We start from the raw sequence: 320 nt of genomic DNA, 5'->3' as shown, positions 1-320 counted from the left end.
TATTTTTCAGTGATGGGGTGATGATTGGCGCGCCGTTGTCATTGGAGTTACCCAGTGTGGCTGTCAATTTGTTGTTGGCTGTGGCGGATGTGTTGGAGCCTGTCAGTACGTCTTCGTCTTGCAGGGCATTCACACGGGAACCACCGTTTGGTGTGTAGACGAGACCGGCTGTGAAGTTTTCAGCTGTAGCTACGTCTGTGTTGCTTGTCAGTGTGAAGTCTTTAACACCACCACCGTTGACGATGGATGTCAGGACTGCATCTTGAACAGCGATTTGGGATGCTTGTGTGGCGGAATCCAACACTTTGCTCAACCAGTCC

1 protein-coding gene is annotated in these 320 nt (G+C 50.9%); it reads right to left on the bottom strand.

Going from position 1 to position 320, the window contains the following annotated elements:
- The coding region (locus ACO0LI_RS30705; protein WP_423037726.1) for a hypothetical protein at positions 1 to 301 on the bottom strand (301 nt) is incomplete at its 3' end.
- Positions 302 to 320: the final 19 nt, after the last annotated feature.

The sequence above is a fragment of the Undibacterium sp. Tian12W genome, from assembly GCF_049339405.1.
Taxonomy (GTDB): domain Bacteria; phylum Pseudomonadota; class Gammaproteobacteria; order Burkholderiales; family Burkholderiaceae_D; genus Undibacterium.
Note: the sequence above shows the minus strand (reverse complement) of the source record. Positions and strands in the feature narration are given on the sequence as shown.